The 20,121-nt window shown below is 40.7% G+C and carries 15 protein-coding genes; 7 read left to right on the top strand and 8 right to left on the bottom strand.

Going from position 1 to position 20,121, the window contains the following annotated elements:
* Positions 1-152: 152 nt before the first annotated feature.
* Positions 153-1,697, bottom strand: coding sequence for an ATP-dependent nuclease (locus tag KDK67_RS00690; RefSeq protein WP_250866921.1), 1,545 nt, complete (start codon positions 1,695-1,697; stop codon positions 153-155).
* 389 nt (positions 1,698-2,086) lie between these two features.
* On the opposite strand from KDK67_RS00690, the gene cca reads away from it, so the two are divergent.
* Positions 2,087-3,427 carry a CCA tRNA nucleotidyltransferase gene (gene cca, locus KDK67_RS00685; RefSeq protein WP_250866996.1) on the top strand — a complete coding sequence of 447 codons (1,341 nt, stop codon included), beginning with the start codon at positions 2,087-2,089 and terminating at the stop codon, positions 3,425-3,427.
* A gap of 9 nt (positions 3,428-3,436) precedes the next feature.
* On the opposite strand, the gene KDK67_RS00680 is transcribed toward cca, so the two are convergent.
* From KDK67_RS00680 to KDK67_RS00665, 4 genes are all read right to left on the bottom strand, one after another.
* Positions 3,437-4,276 (bottom strand): DNA-3-methyladenine glycosylase family protein, encoded by an 840-nt coding sequence (locus tag KDK67_RS00680; protein WP_250866920.1) that lies wholly within the window; start codon positions 4,274-4,276, stop codon positions 3,437-3,439.
* A 57-nt stretch (positions 4,277-4,333) separates the two neighbouring features.
* Positions 4,334-4,924, bottom strand: a complete 591-nt coding sequence (locus tag KDK67_RS00675; protein ID WP_250866919.1) for an indolepyruvate oxidoreductase subunit beta — start codon at positions 4,922-4,924, stop codon at positions 4,334-4,336.
* A complete protein-coding gene (gene iorA / locus KDK67_RS00670; protein WP_250866918.1) occupies positions 4,921-6,726 on the bottom strand; it encodes an indolepyruvate ferredoxin oxidoreductase subunit alpha in 1,806 nt (601 codons plus the stop codon). Before iorA ends, KDK67_RS00675 begins: the two co-directional genes overlap by 4 nt.
* A 544-nt stretch (positions 6,727-7,270) precedes the next feature.
* Entirely contained in the window at positions 7,271-7,729 is a 459-nt protein-coding gene (locus KDK67_RS00665; RefSeq protein WP_250866917.1) for a pyridoxamine 5'-phosphate oxidase family protein, read from the bottom strand.
* Positions 7,730-7,966: 237 nt separating this feature from the next.
* Between KDK67_RS00665 and KDK67_RS00660 the strand changes: the two genes are divergently transcribed.
* A complete protein-coding gene (locus KDK67_RS00660; RefSeq protein WP_250866916.1) occupies positions 7,967-8,236 on the top strand; it encodes a hypothetical protein in 270 nt (89 codons plus the stop codon).
* 558 nt (positions 8,237-8,794) lie between these two features.
* Here KDK67_RS00660 and acs read toward each other — a convergent pair.
* Together acs and KDK67_RS00650 are read right to left on the bottom strand one after the other, a co-directional pair.
* Positions 8,795-10,684: an acetate--CoA ligase gene (gene acs / locus KDK67_RS00655; protein WP_250866915.1), complete on the bottom strand. Its 1,890-nt coding sequence runs from the start codon at positions 10,682-10,684 to the stop codon at positions 8,795-8,797.
* 601 nt (positions 10,685-11,285) lie between these two features.
* Positions 11,286-12,164 carry a glycine betaine ABC transporter substrate-binding protein gene (locus KDK67_RS00650; RefSeq protein ID WP_250866914.1) on the bottom strand — a complete coding sequence of 293 codons (879 nt, stop codon included), beginning with the start codon at positions 12,162-12,164 and terminating at the stop codon, positions 11,286-11,288.
* A 776-nt stretch (positions 12,165-12,940) separates the two neighbouring features.
* On the opposite strand from KDK67_RS00650, the gene KDK67_RS00640 reads away from it, so the two are divergent.
* The 5 genes from KDK67_RS00640 (at position 12,941) to KDK67_RS00620 (ending at position 19,250) form a co-directional block, all read left to right on the top strand.
* Positions 12,941-14,257 carry an AAA family ATPase gene (locus KDK67_RS00640; RefSeq protein WP_250866913.1) on the top strand — a complete coding sequence of 439 codons (1,317 nt, stop codon included), beginning with the start codon at positions 12,941-12,943 and terminating at the stop codon, positions 14,255-14,257.
* 19 nt (positions 14,258-14,276) lie between these two features.
* The gene (locus KDK67_RS00635; RefSeq protein WP_250866912.1) at positions 14,277-14,876 is read left to right on the top strand and encodes an RloB family protein; all 600 of its coding nucleotides are present in this window, start codon (positions 14,277-14,279) and stop codon (positions 14,874-14,876) included.
* A gap of 249 nt (positions 14,877-15,125) precedes the next feature.
* Positions 15,126-15,473: a MarR family transcriptional regulator gene (locus tag KDK67_RS00630; RefSeq protein WP_250866911.1), complete on the top strand. Its 348-nt coding sequence runs from the start codon at positions 15,126-15,128 to the stop codon at positions 15,471-15,473.
* Positions 15,474-16,091 carry a 4Fe-4S binding protein gene (locus KDK67_RS00625; protein WP_250866910.1) on the top strand — a complete coding sequence of 206 codons (618 nt, stop codon included), beginning with the start codon at positions 15,474-15,476 and terminating at the stop codon, positions 16,089-16,091.
* 111 nt (positions 16,092-16,202) lie between these two features.
* Entirely contained in the window at positions 16,203-19,250 is a 3,048-nt protein-coding gene (locus tag KDK67_RS00620) for an FAD-binding and (Fe-S)-binding domain-containing protein (RefSeq protein ID WP_250866909.1), read from the top strand.
* Positions 19,251-19,570: 320 nt separating this feature from the next.
* Here KDK67_RS00620 and KDK67_RS00615 read toward each other — a convergent pair.
* Positions 19,571-20,121 (bottom strand): IS66 family transposase (locus KDK67_RS00615; protein ID WP_250866908.1); only part of this gene is annotated, 551 nt, incomplete at its 5' end.

Below are 20,121 nucleotides of genomic sequence, written 5' to 3'. Positions count from 1 at the left end.
GTATAATACTGTCATAATCTGTTCCGTGTTTGTTCATGTACATTATGCTATGATTTGATAAACAGTTTTTGAATAGGCAATTTGAAGCAGTTCCTATTTTCATTAATATTGTCTGCCATTATATTAAATTAGACTTCTTAATTTATTTTAGATTAGCCAAGAACTATGCCTAACTCATGTTCGTATCTCAATAAGGTTTCATCAAACTCATTCAAAAAAGATTCTACTTCTTGGTTGTCTTCCATCCATTTATTAATCAATTTTGCACTATTTCTACCCCAATAACTTTTTTGCATCCCATACCACTGTTTTGCTTTTTCCCTATCAGAAATGTCATTATAACTAATATCTTTGAAAACAAACTGTTTTGTATAATCACTACCGATTTCTGCCCAAAAATTATCAGAATCACTAAGATTAAAAAGGTATTTAGCAAGAAGTCTTTCTGGCGATTCACTACCAGGCAAACGTAATATATTTTTTGCTTTAACACCCTTAAGAGATGCATCACCATCAAGAATAATCAATGATTGTGGATAACTGAAACATGGTACTTTTTTTCTTGCAAGTTCTTTTAAATTCTCACACCCAAATGTTACATCTACATAATTCAATTTTTTGTTTCTTTTATTTTTTAGTAATGACTTTAAAAAGATACGAGCTTCGTCATCCTCACAGTAAACAGTTATTTTCGATTTCTTAGTAGCTTTTCCAGCAATTACATGAAGCCTATTATTAATTGATTCAAATTGTAAATTCTCAATTGGAATTATATTATTATCTCTTTTTTCAAGATATACGACATTAATTTGTCCTGAAATCTTTTCATCTGAATTCAGTTTGCAAGCCTCTTCAAGAATCGGAAGTGAATGAGTTGTGAAAAGTATTTGTATATCGTACTTTGAAGCAAATTTTCTTAATGCTGCCAACAATTTAAGTTGTGATGCTGGATATAGAGTGGCATCTAATTCATCAATTGCAAGTATACCCCCAGCATAACCCTCCCTGCCCATTAGACGTTTAAAAGAAAGTATTGCCAACAATATTTTGCCAATATTATCTTGTCCAGCTGAATTCATTTTCCAGTCATAAAAAGATGTGTTTGCCCCAAGCGTATTTTTTTGGTGGCTTGCAAGATAATTTGCACTTTCAATTTTGACATCTGGAATTATAAGGATTTTATTGTGCCATTCCTCATAAAATTTGAATTCTTCTTCAGTTAGTTCAATATCATTACTTGAATCAAGATTACTATCCTCACCAATTGGAAAAAGTCTAGATAAACTCAAATAAATGACTGGCTTTTGGACATAACCAGAGCCTTTCGACCTATCACCCTTTTTCCAAAAACGAATATCTCCTGGCGCTTTACTCCTCCGTATACTTTCAACTGTGTATTCTGGAAAATCATCTTGATCAAAATATAAAGTCCATTCGTGTTTTTTAGGTTTATCAAAAGTAGCAGACAATTTGAATTTCTCAGCAAAACCAGATTTAAACCTTCCACCACAAAGTGGCTTTTCCCCAGATAAAGGATGCTCTTTATCTGGAATTGAAAACGGTTGACTTAGCATTCCTAATAAAGTAGTTTTCTGAGTTCCATTCTGCCCTGCTATAACTGTCAATCTACTTCCTAAATGAAATTCAACATCATTAAAACCTCTAAATTGCTTAATTGATATTTTATTAATTTTCATTTTTATCACATTTCGCCAAAAATAAGAGCACAAATTCTAGTTATACTTATACAGAATTAATCACAGTATTTGAGCAATACTATACTCTAAGACTTTATGAGTATGCCTACTTTTTTACATAAGTATATGTTTATTGTATATAGTATACACGATTCTAAAAAAATTAATTGCATACAAATCTAACTTTGTTAGTCTTTGTAGAAATCCTCATCTATAAGCTCAACTGAGTCACTACATCTTTTAGAAGAATAAGTCCTATTTGTCATGCCTCTTTCTCTTAATATTAATGAAAAAGTACTTTGATATTTCCAAAAACCATCTTCAATCTCAAATGGTTTATACCTTTGAACGATAGTACCCCTAAGAACACGATTATCGAGAGAATTAACATGGAATCCCTCAAAAAAAGCATTCTGGAAAAGATAAAGCCAACTGAAAAGGAAAGGGAACACCTGACCAAAGTGGCCGATGAGCTGATGTACAAGATCGATTGCCTTACATTCAAGGTTGGCCTGACGGATGTACAAACACAGCTTGTAGGTTCCGCTGCCAGGGGTACGTGGATATCCGGCACGCATGACCTTGACATATTCATCACATTTCCAGATGATACCAGCCGTGAAGACCTTGAAAGCTATGGTCTGTCAGTTGGCAGGCAGGTGGCAAAGGAGGCGGAACATTGGGATGAGCATTATGCTGAACATCCTTACGTGAAGATGCGATACAAGGGATTCGATGTCGATCTGGTTCCGTGCTATGGTGTTTCCAGTGCAAGTTCTATTATCTCAGCAGTTGACAGGACACCTTTCCACAACGAGTTCATCAAGGCCAATCTGAACGGGCTTGAGGACGATGTTCTGCTTCTCAAGCAGTTCATGAGAGGGACTGGAGTTTACGGTTCAGAGCTTAAGACCGAAGGATTTTCAGGCTATCTGACCGAGCTTCTGGTAATCAATTACGGCTCATTCGAAAAGGTACTGGAAGCAGCATCTAATTGGAGGCCCGGTCTGCTTCTCGATATTCTGGAACACGGGAAACTGAAGTTCGAGGACCCTCTGGTAGTCATAGACCCTACTGACCCGAAAAGGAATGTGGCGGCTGCACTCTCTCTGGACAAGTTCTGCACATTTGTTGATGTGGCTCGCAGTTTCCTTGGCAGTCCGGACGAAAGCCTGTTCTTCTCATCCTTGATACCACCAATATCTGACATTGAGATCGTTGAACGGCTGGAAAAGAAAGGTTCAACACTGCTGGCCATCGTCTTCAAGACACCGGATGTGGTTGATGATATATTCTATCCACAGTTCGCTAAAATGGAGAACTCGGTGGTCCCAATGCTCGATAAGAACGAATTTACCGTACTCAAGGCTGGAAAATGGAGTGGCGAGGATTCTGTTGTGATGCTGGAACTTATGTCAGGCACTTTGCCTAATGTCAAAATGCACAGAGGTCCTCCGGTATGGGTACGTGATCATGCCGAGAAGTTCAGGGACAAATACGTTGACAATGAGGATGCTTACTCATTTACAATCAAGGACGGTTTCTATGTGGCTGAAATTCCACGAAAACATACCTCTGCAAGAGAGCTTCTTGAAAAAGAACTTGCAAACTGTTCCCTTGGAAAGCACATCTCCAAAAGTGTAAAGGCTGGCTTTGAAATTCTCGAAGGTGAGCAGGTCCTTGAACTGAAAGAGGATGGGTTTAGAAGCTTCCTCAATGGATGGTTATAAAACGGAAGTTTAGATAAGACCTTCAAGTCGTTTCTGGTAGAACAGGTATTGCTGTGCATAACCGCAGTATTCGCCGAAATAATGCCTGCCCCAATTACCTATTTTTGATTTTGTGGCATTGCCTTCAAAATAGGGGTCGTTCCCGTAATAGGCCTTTACTATTTTCTCTACATGGGTATCCACAGGGAATCCTTCCATTTTCTCAAAAGCGAAGAGCAGTATGCAATCAGCCACCTTTTCCCCGATACCCTCCAGTTTCATCAGTTCGTTCTTAGCTTCGCCATAGTCGAGACTGAACAGTTCATCGAGTACAATATCGCCATTGGCGACAGCATTCGCAGCTTTGATTATCCTTGCCGTGCGAAATCCCATCTTGCATTCACAAAGATCATCGCAAGTGGCTGATGCGAGAGCTTCAACTTTCGGGAAACTGTAATGACCGTTCTCAATTTCTTCCCCGAAGAGTGCTGAGAGCATGGATATGTTCTTCTTTATACGGGGGATGTTCGAAGCGGTTGCTAGCATGTAGGAGATCAGACATTCCCTGGGATCCTGGCGTATGAGTCGCAATCCTCTATATTTGTTGATGGCGATATCCATATGCTCGTCCTTGTTTATCTGCCTGAATATTGCCGGCAGGTCATCATCCAGTCTAAAATACCTATGAAAAAAGGCCTCATCAAGAGAGGAATCTACCCGGAGGTCGCCGGTCTCAGGGTTCTGGCTTATACGTGCCACAGCACCATTGACAACGCCTGTCCACCAGTCGCCGTCCCTGTCCCAGCGGAATACCTGACCGCAGTCCAGGGTATATTCAAGGTTGAAATCTTCTGTTTTGATGGTGTACATCTGTGAACAACTGCTAATAATTATTAGCAAATAAAAATAAAAAGTGAAGCTATGGTCTTATTCGACCATACTTCTTCCCATCTCAAAAGCTTTCACGTTGGTATCAATGGTCTTTGGCGGTACCATCTCCTTTACGCGTTCCAGCAGTGTTTCGGTCTTGATCGGCAGGAAGTTGGAGACTGCACCTACAAGAACTACGTTCATAGCCTGTCTGCTTCCGGCCTCGGCCGCTTTTTCGGTTGCGTTGAACGCAATTACCCTGTGTGTCTTTTTGAGTTCTGCTACGATGCTTTCAACATCAGGATACTGTGCCTTTCCAGTGGTAACTGTCACCGGATAAACTGCTTCAGTGTTCATGATGACAACACCATCGTCTGCGAGTGAATCGATATAGCGCAGTGCTTCTACAGGCTCCAGTGCAAGAAGACAGTCTGCACCTTTGAGGGGGATCATGGATCCAAGGTCACAGCCGATACGTACATGGTTGACTACTGAACCGCCACGCTGTGCCATTCCATGAGTTTCCGCTGCACGAACTCCGTAGTTCTCAATAACTGCGGACCTTCCGATGATATCTGAAGCGAGGATCGCTCCCTGTCCACCGACACCTGATATTACAAGATCGAACTTGGATGCCTTACTGCTCATTTCTGAACCTCCTTTATCGCATCGAATTTACATACTTCTGCACACAGTCCACATCCTGTGCACATTGCATTGATCGTGGATTTCTTGGTCTCCTTGTCAAATTCAATTGCAGGGCAGCCAAGGTTCACACACATCCTACAGCCTACACACTTATCGTGGTCAACCTTGAATGGTATCAGCCTGACACCTGTTCTGCGTGCGTAGATGATGCAGGGCTGTTTTGATATGATCACTGATGTGCCTTCGTAATCCTTTGCACATTTGAATGCTTCTATCGTTGCTTTCACATCGAAGGAATCGACAACTTCGACGAATTCGGCACCGAGTCCGCGACAGAGCTGCTCAAGGTCGATCTCCTTTGTGGCCTCACCTGTGGATGTAAGTCCCATGCCAGGATTTGGCTGGTGACCGGTCATTGCGGTGATACGGTTGTCCAGAATTGCAACTGTGATGTTCGCCTTATTATATACTGCATTGAGCAATCCGTTCATTCCGGTATGGAAGAACGTTGAATCTCCAATGGAACAGCAGATAGGCTGCTTTTCACCAGAGTGATAGATGCCTGATGCAACGGTGATACTTCCTCCCATGCACAAGGTGGTGTCCACGGTCCCATTCTGTATGCCCAGTGTGTAACATCCAATATCACTTGGGAAGACCGCATTCTTGCCAAATACCTTTTTCATGGCATAGTAGGTAGCCCTGTGGGAACAACCTGCACACATTGCAGGGGGTCTTGGTGGCAGTTCCATCTCAATCTCCTTGATCTCCGGCAGACCTGATTCGATGCCGAAAACATCTGCGATGGCCTTTACGCAATGGTCAACATTAAGTTCGCCGACCCTTGGAACAGTGCCATCTGTCTTTCCGATGATCTTGACATTGCTTTCCATGTCCTTTGCAATGATCTTGCAACGGTCTTCCACAATGGGCTCAAGTTCTTCGATAACGAGAACTGTATCGACCTGCTCGTACATCTTTTTGATAAGACCTTCAGGGACAGGGTATGCACCGATCTTCAAGTATGATGCGGATACACCCAGGTTCTCAATAGCTTCCTTTGCATAGACCGAAGCAATACCTGCTGCGATGACTCCGATCTTGGAGTTCTCATTGAGGGTAAGTTCGTTCCACGGGGATGTCTCAAGCTCTTCCCTGATGCCATCCTGTATTGAAAGAAGGTGTGGATGCCTGACAACCGCATTGCTTGGGACCATTACCCAGCGGGATGTGTCCTTCTCGAACTTGGCTTGCACTCTGTGTTCAGTGATCTCACCAAGTTCGATATCTGCCTTGCCGTGTGATATTCTGGTGGTCGGTCTGAATATGACCGGAAGCTCGAACTTCTCGGAAAGCTCAAAGGCATAAGGTATCATGTCCTTTGCTTCCTGTGGGGTGGAAGGGTCAAGACATGGCATGAGTGAGAACTCTGAATATATGCGTGTGTCCTGTTCATTTTGGGATGAGTGACATCCCGGGTCGTCAGCCACAATGACGACCATTCCGCCCTTGACTCCCATGTAGGACAGTGTCATAAGAGGGTCTGCTGCAACGTTCAGACCTACGTGCTTCATGGTGACCACAGAACGCACACCAGTCATGGCAGCTCCTGCAGCAACTTCCATTGCAACTTTTTCATTAACGGACCATTCGACATAAAAGTCGCGTTCCTTCATTTTGGACAACGTATCTACGATCTCAGAAGAAGGCGTACCCGGATATCCGGAAATGACACGTCCTCCTCCTTCCACGATCCCTCGTGCGATCGCTACGTTCCCAAGCATATACTCGCGTGTGCTCATTATTTATCTCCTGTCATTCTCATAAATAGGCATTATTAATAAATATGTGGGTGGTATCGGGCAGGAGCTTGTTTTTTGGGATGTCGGTTGTTGTACGTTGGTGTATATGTTTTGTTCATGGAAAAAATCAAGAGCATTGCCTATAAACTTGGTCATTACATATCATAAGACCAGATCATCTCATTTTATTTTTTTAAAATTTCAGATAGTATTGATATTATGACTGATTTTCTCTGAAAAATCACTTTAACATTTTTGAATGAAATGTAAAAGCTGGGAGATTATGCTGAGGATGATAAGCCTTTTACGCTTAATGCACATGTAAGAGAACGCTTGAATCAATAAGGAAAATTTGTCTCAAATGCTTTATCTTATGTAGCTTTGCTGTCGCGTTTGTCTTTTTTCTATGGAAATTAAACGAGAATTCCGAGAGACAAATGCGACAAGTGAAAAGCGACAGCATAAGTGCCACCGGCATCAATTCCAAGTCCGTATTTCATACTGTCCCTATTCCTTCTTCATTAAAACAATTGGTTTAATTAGATCATTCATCATTCATTCCATATTGTCTGCCATGCAAATCATCTATGTCAATACGGATGATTGCCACTCTCTTGAGGTCTAGATCATCAATACTGTATTCTTTATTGTGGTAGCGATCAATAATGATCTTAAGACCTTCTTTTATTTCTTTTTCATCTTCCAGAATTGTTGCAGTTCCGTAGCCTACAATGCTTTGGTATTTCATATAATATGAACAGGGTTCATCTGATGGAAGAGTTTCATAAAAAGTATCCACTTCAAAACAAACATTTTTATTTTGTTTTATAAGGTTGATCTTAGTACCTTTTCGGGAACTATGTAAATATATTGTATTATCCTTGTATCCGAATGAGATTGGTACGATGTAAGGCTTTTCATTACTACAAAGTCCCAACCTTAGGTATTGTGCATCTAAAAGTATGTCTTCAAGTGCTTTGTTATCTCTTATTTTTTTACCCATTATACCAAATCCACTTGCTCTAATACAATTTTACAAATAAGAAAATTACTCTCTTTCTTTATATGTACCTAAGCTATTGGTAGTTTCCAAAGGCATGTGCCTTTTCCAGTAGTGTTAGTATATGTGCCATTTTAAAAATATATTCAAATTTAGACCTTTATCTGAAAGAGGGGTGATGCGATTAATGCTATATCACTATTATATTTTGACAATTGTTCAGAACCAATAAGGCAGTATGTGGAATATCCAGAGCATAAATTTGATGGCAAGGTTGAGATTCTTGAGAGGAGGCATGTTTATGCTGATTCAATTGTTTGCATTGGCAAGGAGGAAAACAATATTGATATGCAGGAGCCTGAAGGGGATAGGGTTGGATCATACTTGAATATTGAGAAAATTAATGAATGGGTGCTTTGTCTGACTCTTGATGATGTTTGGGAAATGGGGATTGAACACAGGAGTACGTTGAAACAACTGAAGGACAGAGTTAGGGAAGGGGGATTTTAGTCTAAATACTAAGGGATAAGGAAAGTAATTGATAGCTTTCTCTAAAATTGATATGAAATAGAATTATTAATGCCTGAAGAAACGTCTAAAATTTATCTATGACTGAAATTGAAGTTCTCAAAAACAGAGGGGATGAAGGAGGAATGACATCCCCACTCCCAATTATTTATTAAGTAGAACCACCACCACCACAGTGTTCGTGTTTTCAGACCGTACCACCGGAGTCGTGAATGACACATGGTTCTTAATATATAATAATAAATTAATAGCATATTAACTTATCGAATATACTTCTAATGATATAATGCTCATTATTATGAAATAAGAATAAGATTCGGTGTTGTCTACTTTCCCAGAAGCCTGAACGAAGCAAGACAGCTGGTACTGCTGAGAGTTATAAGCAGTTTACGTTGAATGCTCATGTAAGGGAAAGGTTAAATCAATGGGAAAAGCTTGTCTCAAATGATTAATTTTTGTGGAGATTTGCTGTAAGTGAGGTGATGAGCTACGCCCATCACCTCGTTTCGCACTCCATAAGCAAGATCTGGCTGCAGGAACTCAATCCTCCAATGAGGACACATCCCCAGGATCCATTCCAAGCTCCTGTGCCTTAAGCAACCTTCTCATGATCTTCCCGCTGCGGGTCTTTGGCAGTGAGTCAACAATTTCGACCTCAGAAGGCATTGCAATTGGACCCAGGTTCATCCTTACATGATACATAAGATCAAGCCTCAGTTTATCGGAGGAGTTGAAGCCCATGCGAAGTATGACGAAAGCTTTGATGGAATCCCCTTTAAGAGGATCAGGTTTTCCTATTACAGCAGCTTCAGCCACGGCCTCATGGGATACAAGTGCACTTTCGACCTCTGCACTTCCAATGTTGTGACCGGCAACGATAAGGACATCGTCGGCACGTCCCTGTATCATGATATAACCATCCTCATCCCTTACGGCAAGATCACCTGCACTGTAGTAATTCTGGATCGTTGTCCAATACTGACGATATCTTTCATCATTACCATAAACGGTCCTCATCATGGAAGGCCAGGGTTGTTTTATTACAAGGAAACCACCTGTTCCTGCAGGCACCGGGTCACCATTCTCATCTACAACATCAACAACCACACCTGGCACGGGTCTTCCCGTGAATCCCGGTTTCATGGGCTCTCCAACAGCTGTGGTGAGCATGTGCATGCCCGTTTCAGTCTGCCACCAGGTATCCAGAACAGGACATTTTTCCTTACCGATCACACGATAGTACCACTTGAACGCTTCTGGGTTCAGAGGTTCGCCAACCGAACCCAGGATTCTCAGGGAACTCAGGTTGTACTTCCCGGGCCATTCTTCTCCCATCCTCATGAACATGCGTATCGCTGTTGGTGCCGTATAGAAGACGCTCACATCGAATTCCTCTATCATGCTCCACCATACTCCCGGATCCGGGTAGTCAGGCGTTGTCTCAGAAATGAGGATCGTTGCACCCATGGAAAGAGGACCATAGACAATGTAGCTGTGACCTGTGATCCATCCGGGATCTGCAGTACACCACATGACATCGTTTTCCTTGAGGTCTAAAACGTTCTTTGTGGTGTAGTATGTGCCTACCATGTAGCCACCGCAAGTATGAACTATCCCCTTGGCCGGACCGGTTGTTCCACTGGTGTAGAGAATGAACAGGGGGTCCTCGGAATCCATTATCTCGGGCTCACACTCCTTCTCCACATCTTCCATTATCTCATAGAAGTCCACCTCTATCTCAGAAAAGAGTTCCATTTGAGGTGTCATTCTTCTCAGGACCACTATCTTCTCAACACATGAGGCATTGACCACAGCTTCATCCACAAGGGACTTCAGGTCAATGCGCTTACCACGCCGAAGGCTTGCATCTGCAGTGATGACGATCTTTGCCTGTGCATCTTTTATCCTGGAATGCAATGCTTTGGCACCAAAACCTCCGAACACGACACTATGGATCGCACCGATACGTGCACATGCCAGCATGGCCACGATCTGTTCAGGAACCTGTGGCATGTATATGCATACCGTGTCACCTTTCTCAACGCCCAAAGATTTGAGACCATTGGAAAATCTCATGACATCGCGGTAAAGCTGACGATATGTGATAACCTGTTCTGCTCCGTTATCACCCACCCAGATCATTGCGACCTTGTTCCTTCTCCCGTTGAAGACATGGCGGTCAAGGCAATTGTGGGTGATGTTCATTTTAGCATTGGTGAACCATTTTGCATAGGGATGGTCCCATTCCATCACCTTGTCCCACTTTTCGAACCATTCAAGTTCCTCTGCAACATTTTCCCAGTGTTTTTCAGGATCCTTGAGAGATTCACTATAAACCTTTTCATAATCCTGCATCCAGGAATTTTCCTTTACCGATGGATCAGGTAAATAGCTTTTACTGTCCAGCTTAACGTCAAATTTTTCAGACATGTTCTATCTATTCCTAACTGTTATTCATTATATATTTCACATGACCTGACCTAGTTTCAGATCAATTGAACTCAGCTCTGGAACCATAGAAGAAACTCCACAAGGCAAAAATTAAGCCGGTTGATATGGATGTTCATGGAACCAAATAAGGAAGAGATAATGAAACCATAGGTTAATAGTTCCCATCCATCATGAATAATAATGGAAGATACATATGCCTGTTGTGGTCTCCGGATTGAAATGAAGAAGATGGGATTCTCTAAGGGTACATTGCATTACATGGAGCAGAATATCGGGAGTGATAAGCCATTTACTCTCAATGCACATGGGAAGGAGAGGTTGGAGAGTTGGGGAGTGTACTGATTAAAAATATTTAGCCCAGTAAGATATATGATTAAAGATATGGATTAGGAAATTTATCTTGTAGCTTATAACCGTAGTGCAGTTATGTGTTTTATATGTAATAATACTACAATATGAAAACTACGGTTCTGTAGAAATCCTATTCAATAAAAAAGATACAAAATTGTCCGTAGGAAATGATCACTTCTAATCCTTGTATGCTATGTACAAATTAATAAAAAAAGAAATTAGAGAGAAGTTATAATTCTTCTCCCAGCCATTCGTTTACCTTTTCAGGATTGTCCTCTATCCATTTTGCTGCTGCATCTTCCTGAGTCAATCCCTGATCAAGATCCAGCATGATGGATTCTATATCAGAGAGTTCCATTTCATATCTTGAAAGAATTTCATAGACATCTGGCCTGTCCTCAGACAAATCTTTTCTTGCCACGAGAACAATATTGTCACCTTCACCATAGACATTCTCCGGGTCTTCCAGGAATTTCAAGTCCATGCGTGAAAATGCCCAATGTGGCTGCCAGAGTGTTACAACCATCCACTCTTCATTATCGATTGAATCCTGCAGCTCAATTGCCATTCCAACGGTACTGCTTGCACTTAGTACATAATCAAGGTTGTATTCTTCAATTGCAACTTCAGTAGTTGCCATTATTCCTGCACCGGGTTCAATTCCCTGTATAACTCCCTCGAACTTGTCCTTATTTTCATTAAGTTCGTCTATGGAGTCAATAGTAACATACGTTGGAACGACCAATCCGATCTTTGCACCGCTGCTTATGTTCTTGACGTAATCAAGGTCATCCGCATATCTGTCCCAGTACAATCCCTGGGTCGTCGGTAACCATGCACCGGCAAAGAGGTCGATATCTCCCTGTGCAACTCCCTGGAAAACAGCTCCAAGATCAGCGTTTACAGTTTCAACTTCATATCCTTCAGACTCAAGTACCTGCTTTAGCACAAAGGTATTTGCCCTCACATCATCCCATGGAGGATAACCAATAATGACAGGTTCTGCTTCTTCAGATGGTGTTTCATCTTCCTGTTGGACACATCCTGCACCAACAAGGCTTATTGCAATTAGCAATACCAGTAATAATGACTTTATTTTTCCATTCAATATATCACAAACACTATTTTTTTTTATTTATGAGGTAATATGCGGTATTTCTACAATAAAAATAAAAGCTGAGTAAAACCAATTTTAGGTTATAATTAAATTAGTTTTCTTAATTAAAAACATATGCCATAGTATTTGTGGCTTAAGTTTGCTTTAAATATTTTTGATGGAGTCTGATATATAGTGAACAAATACATTACAGGAATATCGATAGTATCGCCTGATGTGGTAGGTGTACCGTAGATATTTTTCTGCATGATACCTTGAACGTTTTCAGATGCAAGAATTCAATGATTATGTAAATATCTAATAATAAAAAGTCCCTTGTATATGTTTGTATCAGATACAAAGGATGATGAACGAAGACATGTGGTCATTATCTGCAATTGATAGTGGTAAAGCGAGATTGACTCCATTCTATATGGCAAATGAATAAAGGGATGACTCTGATCTGTTGAGGAAGAAGATCATTGACATGTCTATACTGAATGGGAAAAGATGGGATTCTCCAAGGGTACTTTGCATTACATGAAGCAGAATGTTATGAGTAATAACCCGTTTACTCTCAATGCTCATGTGAGTGAGATCGGGCAGGGTTGTTTTTTGGGATGTCGGTCGTTGTACGTTATTGTATATGTATTGTTGAAACTTATTATTCATATTTCAATATTCAATGTTCTTAAGTGAGAGGGGAATTGCATATTATGCATTATTTTACGGAAAAACTGTAAATTAATCAATTTTATCTCAATTATTCCCCATAAATGGTGGTAAAAATGAGATATATGTGTATTTATTGGTTATCTTTATCTACTCCTTCTATCATAGCATGTAATATGATACTAGAATTTTCGGTTGAAAATTTTCTATCTTTTAAAGACAGAGTTACTTTGAACATGGACTCCAGTTCAAGCAAAAAAATATCTCAAAATCTAATTAATTTAGATGATGGAAATCACCTTTTAAAATCAGCATTGATATATGGTGGAAATTCTGCGGGCAAGTCTAATTTAATGAAAGCAATTAGTTTTATGAAAAGTATGGTCAAGAATTCCCATACTTTTAATGTAAATTCCAAAATTCCAATCGTAACTCCATTTAAGTTAAGCGAAGCTTCAAATAAAAAACCAAGTAAGTTTGAATTAATCTTTACTTGTAGCGGTAAGACTTATAGATATGGTTTTTCCTGCAATTCAACAAAAGTGTTTGAAGAGTATTTGTTTGAAATATCAAAGAAAAAAGAAAAACTTGTATTTTCAAGGACTAATACAAAAAGTTTCAATTTTGGCATTGATGCCGAAAAACAAAAATTGTATCCATCTCAAACTATTGATAATACTCTTTATCTTTCACGTGCGACCCAATTAGGTTATTATAAAACAAAACATATATTTGAGTATATTTCAAAAAATATAATTGTTAACATGAATTTAACTCATGGAGATTCTTCTAATAACTGGATGGATTATACAATTACTAAAATAAAAGAAGATTCTCAATTCAAAAAAAAGGTACTTGATATTTTGAAGAAAGCTGATTTTGGCGGTATCGAAAACTTTTTAGTCAATGTCCAAAAAATTCCTATCAAAAAAGTCACTTTCGGATTTTCAAATGAAAATTCTAATTTTGAAAGCACCGATGATATGGAGGATGTATATAAAGTTAAGACAATGCATCGATCAGATGATGGTAAAATCGTTTATTTTGATTTGATTGATGAATCTGAAGGCACAAGAAAAACCCTCTCTATTTTAGGTCCGTTGTTAGACATAATGGAAAAGGACAAAGTGCTTTTCATAGATGAATTAGGCTCAAGTCTTCATCCAGAAATTACTCGTATGATCGTGAAGCTTTTTAATAGCAAAAATAACAAAAACGGGCAATTGATTTTTACAACTCATGATACTACTTTGCTTGACAATGAACTTTTTAGAAAGGATCAAATCTATTTTTGTTCCAAAGAGCAGAATAGTTTTACTACACTAAGTTCACTTCTCGATTACGATATCCGGCAAGATATTGATTTTGAAAGAGCTTATCTTAATGGCAGAGTTGGTGGCGTCCCCTTCATTGATGAAACATTGTATGAATAAGCATTAAAGAGGCTGTACTATGGTAAGAAGGGAAGGTACAAGATCAATTACTCAGATGTGGATCTTTTGTGAAGGGGAAAAGACTGAGATTCATTATTTTGAGCATATGAGATCGGATTTGAGAATTAATAAATTAAAAATTAAGGTAAAATCATCGGATGATCAGGATGCTCTTAGTGTTATAAAATATGCATTAGACGTTTTAAAGCATAGCAGAGACTATGTGCCAGGAGATTTGATATTCTGTGTTTTTGATCGGGATGAGAATTCTTCTAAAGAACTTAGTCAAGCAAAAAAACTCGCATCTGCTGAAGATATCCAAATAATATTTTCTAATCCATGTTTTGAATTCTGGATTCTTTCTCATTTTGAGCGTTATGAAAGACCACTTGATAATAAGTTGCTAAAAAGAAAATTAGTACAATTTTTAGGACAATATCAAAAGAATGATTCTCAAATATATGAAAAGACTAAAGATCGTATTGATATTGCAATGAAGTATTCAGAAGAAGTAGTATCACTGCATGAGAGTAGTGGTGTTGACATCATAAGCCGTGATAGTAATCCTTCAACATTGGTTCACCAACTGATTGAGAAAATACGCACATTTGTCAAATAAATCAAATTTATCTCTTTCGGTTTTTTAGCAAAGTGTCACCGTTTGATATTTGTTTCTATTCTGCAGCATCAGCTTTTATCTGAGTAGTATCAATTCTTTATCTAAAATTTTTATCAACTCTCTATTACTGCCAAAACACCACAGTTATCCACGGTACTGCCAAAACCATCCTTCATTCTTCATTACTTAACCACGTTTATATGCAGCTGTGATAATGTAGCAGTACTGACAATTAATGGCGGTGATTTAATGATAGACTTCGCATGTAAAGAATTCAAAATTAAAGATGTGATAAAATGTGCTCTGAACCTGACACGGGCTGACATGAAAGTGTTGGAGTACTTCTTTGAAGAACCCGATAATTGGAGCAAAACGGAACAGATAGCAATCCTTGTGGAACTCGACCTTTCAACGGTACAGAGGTCTGTCAAGAAACTGCATGAGAAAGGAATACTCACAAGATCACAGAATAATCTCGATGGAGGCGGTTATTCATTCATTTACAAAATAAACAACAAGAAAGAGATCAAGGAACTGATAATGGGAATTGTCAGCAAATGGGCGGCAAAAGTGGAACAGGAACTGGAGGAATGGTAAATGCTTAAGATAACTCCTTATCTTGGTCCACTGGTAGTGATCGTTTCCATTGCAGGTCTCTGGTATCCGATGCTTGGTTACTTCATGCTCCTTGTCATGGGAACATTGTTCATTAGCAGTATCTTCAGAGGCCGTTGGTTCTGTGGAAATCTCTGTCCACGTGGGAGCTACTTCGATTACGGGATAATCAAGATCTCAAAGAAAAGAAAGATCCCCAAGGTCCTGTCAAGTATGTGGGTCAGGATCCCGGTATTCAGTCTCATGATGGCTTTCATGTTGTACCGTATCTCAGTAACGATTGCAGCACAGAATACCATTGAACTTATTGGTATGATCTTTGTGTCAATATGTCTTGTGACGACAGTCATTGGTACAATGCTTGGAAGCTACTTCAACACAAGGTCCTGGTGTAACTTCTGTCCAATGGGAACAATGCAGAGGATCATCGGCGGTAATAAATACCAGCTTAAGATGGATCATGAGTCATGTGTTGACTGCAAGCTCTGTGAAAAGGTCTGTCCGATGGAACTTGAGGTTCGTGATATCGGTAACAAGCCGGATTGTATCAAATGTGGACGATGCATTGACATATGTCCCAAAGATTCACTGAAATTTTAAATGGAGATAATTTGTTTCCAATTTATTTTTTTTTTAAATTGGACAAAATCTCCATGTCATATTTAAAGCGTTTATATTGAAAAACGACCCTACTTTTAAGGGGGAGATTGTGTGACAAAAAATATAGCAAACCTGAATTCCTCTCAGCAGGAAGAAATTGCCGCCATATTTGGCGACCGTGTGAACTTAAGCAAAAGAGAAAGACACTTCTATTGTCATGATGTTGGCGCATTGCCGTCAATGGCAAAGATGATGTTAGGCAATACCGATCCTGCCGCGATTGTAAAATTGCGTACCGAGGATGATATTGTCAAACTGATGGAATTCGCACGAAAATATTCTATTCCTGTTGTCCCCCGTGCAGGTGCATCATCCGGTTATGGTGGTGTCATTCCTACAAAGGGTGGTATCGTTGCAGACGTCAATCTGCTGAACGACATTGTATCCATCGATACTGACAACATGACAGTGACCGTTGGAGCAGGCATCGTTTGGGAACGCCTTGAAAGAAAGCTCAACAAAGAGAATCTTTCTGTCTGTACCATGCCTTCAAGTGCTCCGGCAGCAACGGTTGGTGGCTGGCTTGCACAGAACGGTATAGGATATGGCAGCTATGAATATGGCTGGTCCCAGGACACAATGGTCTCCGCAAGGGCAGTATTGCCAAACGGCGAGATAAGGGATTTCTCAGGCGATGAAATGGATGCCCTCATCGGAAGTATGGGTACTATCGGCATCATCACACAGATTACCCTTAAGATAAGAAACAAAGAAGACACTGCTATAATCTCTGCGGAATTTGCAGATCCGGCATCCATGCAGAAAGCTGTTCAGGCAGTAAAAGAAGCAAAAGTGCCACTGTGGTCTATCTCATTTATAAATCCCGATTGGGCAGGCATGAAGAATGAAATGCCGTTTTCTACCCATCATGGCGAACCGGTGGTCGAGGACAGGCCGGAATTGCCCAAGTCATATATTTGTAACTTCATTTATCCTGAATCAAGGGATGTAAGTGCCCTTGAAAATATTATCACCAGCAGTGGCGGCAAAGTCCTTTCTGATGCCATCGCCAAACATGAAGCCGGAGAATGGTTCCGTTCCATGAAGGTAAAGAGGCTCGGTCCTTCCTTCATTCCTGCAGAAATAATCGTGCCTCTGGACAAGGTGGGCAAAGTTGTCAGCGAGATCAAGCAGAAGATCGATCTGCCTGTGCTAATGGAAGGTATGGTGGCAAAGGATGGTAATGTCATACTGCTTTGTTTCATACCTCACTCTGAAAGGTCGTTCAAGTTCAACCTCGCATTCACGTTGGGTATCAGCATCGTCAAGATCGCTGAAGAGAACGGCGGAAGGATATATGCTTCAGGTCTTTATTTTGCAAAAGAGGCAGAGAATGTCTATGGTAACCGTCTTAAGAAGATGCTTGACCTTAAGCAACAGGTCGATCCTGATGACATAATGAACCCTGAGACTATTTCAGGTAAAGGTATTCTCAAGACCGGAATTACATTATCAAAAGCATTCGAGCCAATAATGAGGTTCGTAGGTAATCGTAGCGGTGTCGGGGTCGAGAAGTTCAGAAAACAGAAGGACATTGAAGCAGACATTGTTTCTCATGCATACACCTGTGCTCAATGTGGTTACTGTGTCGAGGAATGTGACCAGTACTATGGTCGTGGCTGGGAATCCCAGTCCCCCAGAGGCAAGTGGTTCTTCATCAAGGAATACCTCGCTGGCAGGGACAAGATGACACAGGAACAGGTGGACACGTTCCTTGCCTGTACCACCTGTGAACTTTGTGACCACAGATGCCAGCTCGATCTTCCAATAAATGACTCCTGGATGACCCTGAGGAATGAACTGGTGGTTAACCGTGGTATGATGACCATCCCACCGTTCGAGATAATGGCTTCCAGCCTGCTCAAAGAGCGTAACATCTGGGGAGAATATCTCAAGAACAGGGAAGAATGGATCCCTGAGGACCTTAAGCCAAAGATCAAGGACAAGGCCGAATACGCTTACTTCGCAGGATGTACTGCATCCTTTGTCGAGAAGGACATTGCTGAGGCTTCAGTCCGTCTACTCACAGATGCAGGTCTGGAGATAACCTATCTCGGAAAGGAAGAGTCCTGTTGTGGTATCCCTATGCTTGCAGCCGGTAAGTGGGATGTTTTCGAGAAGATCATGAGGATGAACATCGAGAACATGAAGAAGAAGGGTGTTAAGACCGTTATCACCTCCTGTCCTGCATGCTGGTTGGTATGGGACACATTCTATCGCCAGTGGGCGGAGAAGCTCGGTATCGAATACGACTTCGAGGCCAAACACTATTCACAGGTGCTGGAGGACAAGCTAGATGTGCTTTCTGAGAAGTTTGTCAAGCCGCTCGACAAGGTCGTAACCATACACGATGCATGTCACATGGGTCGTGCAGGTGGCATATACGAGCCACCAAGGAATCTCATAAAAGCAGTGCCAGGTGTTGACTTCCGTGAAATGGAACATAACAGGGAGAACGGTCATTGCTGTGGCTCGGTACTCACACTGGTCGCTGATCCGGAAGTTGCGAATGTTATTGGTAACATGCGACTGAAGGAAGCCGAGGACATCGGTGCCGAGGTCATGGTCGCAGCCTGTCCGTGCTGTCAGGTACAGTTGAGGATAGCTGCACAGAACAGTGGCAGTTCTGTGAACGTTCAGGACCTTTCGGCAACGGTTGCCCGCAGTCTTGGGTATGATATACCTGACACCACGAGCGCTGCACTCACAGCCTGGGTAACTTTCGACCAGATGATCCATCTGCTAAAGCCTGAGAACATGACCGATCTTATGGTAGAGCTGCTTCCAGAGATGATGGCTGCAATGCCCGCTCCGCTGCGGGGTATGATGAAGATGGTAAAGTATGTACCAGGCATGGACCTCATGATGAAGCCAATGATGCCTGTTATGATGCCAATGCTTCTGCCAGGCATAATGCCAAAGGTCATGCCGGAGATGCTTGAAGCTGTGGGAAGGCGTGTTCAGATGTCTGATGATCTGAGAGAGCAGATGCCTGATCTTATGCCAGAGGCGATGGGGAACCTGATGCCGAACATGCTTCCACAGATCATTCCACTGTTGACACCGAAGATGATCAAGTATATTAAAGAGGAATATTGATATTTTTGTGTGTTATTTATGGCATGTTTAGCATGTCATAAATTTTTCTTTTTTTATTCCTTGAAAAATAACAAAACTATCAATCTGAGGGACAGACTTGGCTGCTATTCTTCAGAAAAAAGGATATGTGATAGTGGAATGTGGTTGGTTAATGGTCTGTATAAGGAACCAATGGTAGAGATGTGTAATGGGTTACAGAATTACTAAAAATCAAAACGGAATAATTATTGTGTTATAAAAATAAGGTAACTATTCAGCCTACCTATCGTCAATCCTGTATGACCGACTATAATACACAAAATTAATTTGCAATCCTAAAATCAAACAATTGTTGGAACAAATGGCTTTCCAGCAATTGCATCTTGAATTGCATCCATTACAGAAAGATGATTCTTCTTAACAGTAGAAATGTAGCTTCTTAGCCGACAGAAAATTAGAGCTCCTTGCACACTTCGGAACGTACCGGATATCTTCTGTTGTACTTTCACCATCCTCACATCTCTTTCTGCAAGATTGTTCTCAAATGGAACTTTCAAATCGTGCATAAACCTGAGAATGTCATTTTTGTAACCAATAAACCTATCCAGCAGATTTTTTGCCGTGGTTTGTTTATTTCTTCCACGTTTCTTTGATTGTATTTGGAGTGGTGGATTCTCTTCCAACCCAGTATGAACTATACGATTATAACAATCTTCGAATTCTTTTATCTTCTGTTGTTTCAGGTTCCTAGATATTTCTCGGACTTTATCTACAGAGGATTTGATATTGATGAGCAGATCACCCATATCTTTCGACCACAGTTGTTCATCATTCTCACTTATACCGGTTAGTTCTCGCAATAAATGAGCATTACAGATCGAATGATTGCAGT

Source organism: Methanococcoides seepicolus, from assembly GCF_023684405.1.
Lineage (GTDB): Archaea > Halobacteriota > Methanosarcinia > Methanosarcinales > Methanosarcinaceae > Methanococcoides > Methanococcoides seepicolus.
This window is presented reverse-complemented; position numbering and strand designations above follow the sequence as displayed.

Excerpts from the sequence above, each read along its gene's own strand:
- KDK67_RS00680 (WP_250866920.1), bottom strand. The coding sequence starts at position 4,276 with ATGTACACCATCAAAACAGAAGATTTCAACCTTGAATATACCCTGGAC.
- iorA (WP_250866918.1), bottom strand. The coding sequence starts at position 6,726 with ATGAGCACACGCGAGTATATGCTTGGGAACGTAGCGATCGCACGAGGG.
- acs (WP_250866915.1), bottom strand. The coding sequence starts at position 10,684 with ATGTCTGAAAAATTTGACGTTAAGCTGGACAGTAAAAGCTATTTACCT.
- KDK67_RS00625 (WP_250866910.1), top strand. The coding sequence starts at position 15,474 with ATGCTTAAGATAACTCCTTATCTTGGTCCACTGGTAGTGATCGTTTCC.
- KDK67_RS00690 (WP_250866921.1), bottom strand. The coding sequence starts at position 1,697 with ATGAAAATTAATAAAATATCAATTAAGCAATTTAGAGGTTTTAATGAT.
- KDK67_RS00675 (WP_250866919.1), bottom strand. The coding sequence starts at position 4,924 with ATGAGCAGTAAGGCATCCAAGTTCGATCTTGTAATATCAGGTGTCGGT.
- KDK67_RS00640 (WP_250866913.1), top strand. The coding sequence starts at position 12,941 with ATGAGATATATGTGTATTTATTGGTTATCTTTATCTACTCCTTCTATC.
- KDK67_RS00665 (WP_250866917.1), bottom strand. The coding sequence starts at position 7,729 with ATGGGTAAAAAAATAAGAGATAACAAAGCACTTGAAGACATACTTTTA.
- KDK67_RS00630 (WP_250866911.1), top strand. The coding sequence starts at position 15,126 with ATGATAGACTTCGCATGTAAAGAATTCAAAATTAAAGATGTGATAAAA.
- KDK67_RS00635 (WP_250866912.1), top strand. The coding sequence starts at position 14,277 with ATGGTAAGAAGGGAAGGTACAAGATCAATTACTCAGATGTGGATCTTT.
- cca (WP_250866996.1), top strand. The coding sequence starts at position 2,087 with ATGGAATCCCTCAAAAAAAGCATTCTGGAAAAGATAAAGCCAACTGAA.